The organism is Mesorhizobium sp. Arg314 (assembly GCF_053714275.1).
The window spans coordinates 1-3,720 of record NZ_JBSKBP010000121.1 but is presented as its reverse complement, the minus strand read 5'-3'; the positions used below and the strand labels follow the sequence as shown (position 1 = coordinate 3,720).

Below are 3,720 nucleotides of genomic sequence, written 5' to 3'. Positions count from 1 at the left end.
TCGACCGTGGCGGCACAGGAGATCGACAAATATCTGACCTGGGGCGAACCGCCGGCCGATGTCGAGCGCAAGCTCGACGGCGTGCGCGAACTCGCGGAGAAGGCCGGCCGCAAGCTCTCCTTCGGCATCCGCCTGCATGTCATCGCCCGCGAAACCACCGAGGAAGCCTGGGCGGCGGCCGACAGGCTGATCAGCCGGCTCGACGACGCGACCATCGCCTCGGCGCAAAAAGTCTTTTCCCGCATGGATTCGGTCGGCCAGGCGCGGATGAGCGCGCTGCATGGCGGCGACCGCTCGAAGCTCGAGATCGCGCCGAACCTGTGGGCCGGCGTCGGCCTGGTGCGCGGCGGCGCCGGCACGGCGCTGGTCGGCGATCCTGACACAATTGCCGAGCGCATCGACGAGTACCGGCGGCTCGGCATCGACACTTTCATTCTGTCCGGCTACCCGCATCTGGAGGAAGCCTACCGCTTCGGCGAATTGGTGCTGCCCAAATTGCCGACGGATCACGCGGTCAAGACAGCCGGCTCTTCCGTCAACACCGGGCCGTTCGGCGAGACCATCGCCGGCGATCATCGTCCGAAATCGCTCGCCAGTGCCTCGTGAACGCGCTGCCGCCCCGGCCACGCAGCCATGTCGTCATCCTCGGCGGTGGCTTCACCGGCGCGGCGGTAGCCTGGCATCTGGCGCGTCTATCCGCACGGCCGTCGATCACCGTGATCGAGCCGCGCCCGTTTCTCGGCGGCGGCCTAGCCTATTCCAGCGAGGAGCGCTCGCACCGCGTCAACGTGCCGGCGTCCCGAATGAGCCTGGTACCGGACGAGCCGGAGCATTTTTCGTCCTGGCTGTCGCATGACGGCGAGGCCGAGCGCGACCCGGATGCGGTGTGGCGCAACGGCGATGTCTTTCCCAGGCGCCGCGTCTTCGGCCGCTATGTTGCCGAGAATCTGGCGCCTTATATCGAGACCGGAGCGATCCGTCATGTTCGAGACCATGCCGGCGATGTGACGCGCGACGGCGACGGTTGGATCGTGACCGCTTCCGGGCAATCGATCGCCGCCGACGTGGTGGTTCTCGCCATGACGCACCCATCGCCCGATATCCCGGCAGCGCTTAAGCCGCTTGCCGATGCAAGCGCCTTCGTTGCCGATGTCTATGCCCCTGAAGCTCTCGGCGCCATCGATCCGGACGCATCGGTGCTTATCGTCGGTTCCGGCCTGACATCGGCGGACACCGTCGCGGAGCTAGACCGCCGCGGCCATCGTGGCCGCATCCTGGCCGTGTCGCGTCATGGACTGCGCTCGCGCGGGCATCCGGCGCTGCGAGGCCAGCCCTTTGGCGATTTCGCTGCCACGCCCGCCGCGACCGCGCTTGGCCTGCTGGAGCGCGTTCGTTCGACACTGGCCGCGGCGGACGCCGAGGGCGTCTACTGGCAGTCGGTTTTCGACCAGCTGCGGCTGCAGGGACCGGTGCTGTGGTCCGCGCTTACTTCAGGCGAGCGAACCCGGTTGGTGCACCGGCTGCGCGTCTTCTGGGACGTGCACCGCTTCAGGATCGCGCCGCAGGTCGAGACCGTGCTCGAGCGCCGCCGCGCAGAAGGCACGTTCGACAACATTGCGGCCAGCCTAGTGGACTCGCACCGCGCTGGAGATCGCTTGGCCGTCAGCCTGCGGCGCCGCGGACGGAAGCAGATCGAAACGCTGCATTTCGATACGGTGATCAACACCACGGGACCCGCGCATGGCAACGCGGTTCGGACCAATCCGGTGCTGCGATCGCTTGCCGATGCCGGCCTGATCCGGATCGATCGGCACGGGCTCGGAATCGAAACCGGGCTCGACAGTCGCGCCATCGGTCCGGACAACAATCCGCTACGCGGCCTATTTGTTGCCGGCCCGCTGGCGCGCGGAACCTTCGGGGAACTGATGGGCCTGCCGGAAGTGGCTCGACACGCGCAGGCAGTCGCCTCGGAGATACAGCGCCGGCTTGGCGCCCAGCCGGCGATCGAAGCCGAGCGCTGAAAATCCACGGCGAATGCGGGCACGCAAAAATTGGTATTTCCGTTCGGGCCTAGCCGCGAAAACGGAAAATCCTACTTTGTATATATAAGCAGTAGACTAATAAATTGGCGGCAGCTTCCGGCCACCGCCGGATCAATCGATGGGACAGGCCAGCCGGGAGATTTCCATGCCACAGAACGATCGCGACGCAGTCAAATTCGCCTATTGGGTGCCGAACGTCTCGGGCGGGCTGGTCATCTCCAACATCGAGCAGAGGACCAACCATTCGGCGGAATACAATCGCAAGCTGGCGCAGATCGCCGAGAAGGCTGGCTTCGACTATGCGCTGAGCCAGATCCGCTTCACCGCCGGCTACGGCGCCGACGAGCAGCACGAGTCCGTGTCGTTCAGCCATGACCTGCTTGCCGCCACCAAGACGCTGAAGGTGATCGCCGCGATCCTGCCTGGGCCGTGGAATCCGGCGCTGGCTGCCAAGCAGCTCGCCACCATCAGCTACCTCACCAATGGCCGCGTCGCGATCAACCTCGTCTCCGGCTGGTTCCGAGGCGAGTTTCACGCCATCGGCGAGCATTGGCTCGACCATGACGAGCGCTACCGCCGGTCGGAAGAATTCATCCGTGCGCTACGTGGCATCTGGACCGAGGATAGCTTCACCTTTCGCGGAGATTTCTACCGCTTCAACCAGTATTCGCTGAAGCCGAAGCCGCCGCAGCCGCTGCCCGAGATCTTCCAGGGCGGCTCGTCGCGTGCGGCGCGCGACATGGCTTCGCGCGTTTCCGACTGGTACTTCACCAACGGCAACACTCCGGCCGAGATCGCCAAGCAGGTAGACGACATCCAGGCGAAAGCGAAGGCCAACAACCACTCGGTCAAGGTCGGCGTCAATGCCTTCGCCATCGTGCGCGAGAGCGAGGATGAGGCAAAGGCGGTGCTTGCCGAGATTATCGCCAAGGCCAATCCGGAAGCGGTCAATGCCTTCGGCCACGAGGTCAAGAACGCCGGCAAGGCTTCGCCGGAAGGCGAGGGCAATTGGGCGAAGTCGTCCTTCGACGACCTGGTGCAGTACAATGATGGCTTCCGCTCGAACCTGATCGGCACGCCGAAACAGGTCGCGGAGCGTATCGTCGATCTGAAGCGCGCCGGCGCCGATCTCATCCTGCTTGGCTTCCTGCACTTCCAGGAAGAGGTCGAGTATTTCGGCAAGCACGTCATCCCGCTCGTGCGCGAGCTGGAAAACGCAGAGGCGGCGGCGGCCTTGGCCGCCGAATAGCAACGCCGGCCGCTAGCCGGAGATCGTCTGGCCAGCCGATGATGATGAACCGAACGCTCCATCGAGCGTGCGGCGGGGACCGTGCGTGCCTTCGCTACAGTTGGGGACGATTGGAATGCCGATATCCAACCATGCCTTCGGGGCGATCGAGGCTTCGGTCTACGCGCCGGAAATCTTCGCGCAAGGGCTGCCGGGGGCCCAACGGCAGGTTCACGACGATAAGTCTGAACGGGCGGTCGCTGAAGGGGCCGCGCTGCTTCTTTCCCTCGAAGGCATAGGTCTTTCCTTCGGCGGCGTGGTGGCGCTGGCGGATGTGGACCTGTCCGTTCGGCCCGGCGAGATACGCGCCATCATCGGGCCGAACGGCGCCGGCAAGAGCTCGCTGATCAATGTCATCAGCGGTGTTTACCGGGCCGATCGCGGGAATGT

The 3,720-nt window shown here is 65.1% G+C and carries 4 protein-coding genes; all 4 read left to right on the top strand.

The genetic code is table 11. The features are described from left to right. Positions 1-606, top strand: a 606-nt coding sequence (locus tag ACWGS9_RS34190) for an LLM class flavin-dependent oxidoreductase (protein WP_454509346.1), incomplete at its 5' end; no start/stop codon positions are given. After that, positions 603-2,021, top strand: coding sequence for an FAD/NAD(P)-binding protein (locus ACWGS9_RS34185; RefSeq protein WP_454509345.1), 1,419 nt, complete (start codon positions 603-605; stop codon positions 2,019-2,021). The genes ACWGS9_RS34190 and ACWGS9_RS34185, both read left to right, overlap by 4 nt. 166 nt (positions 2,022-2,187) lie before the next feature. Then, positions 2,188-3,291 (top strand): dimethylsulfone monooxygenase SfnG, encoded by a 1,104-nt coding sequence (gene sfnG, locus ACWGS9_RS34180; protein WP_454509344.1) that lies wholly within the window; start codon positions 2,188-2,190, stop codon positions 3,289-3,291. 115 nt (positions 3,292-3,406) lie between these two features. Next, on the top strand, positions 3,407-3,720 hold a 314-nt coding region (locus tag ACWGS9_RS34175; protein ID WP_454509343.1), incomplete at its 3' end, for an ATP-binding cassette domain-containing protein.

What these genes read in the sequence shown, in the direction of transcription:
- sfnG (WP_454509344.1), top strand. Translation starts at nt 2,188, where the DNA reads ATGCCACAGAACGATCGCGACGCAGTCAAATTCGCCTATTGGGTGCCG.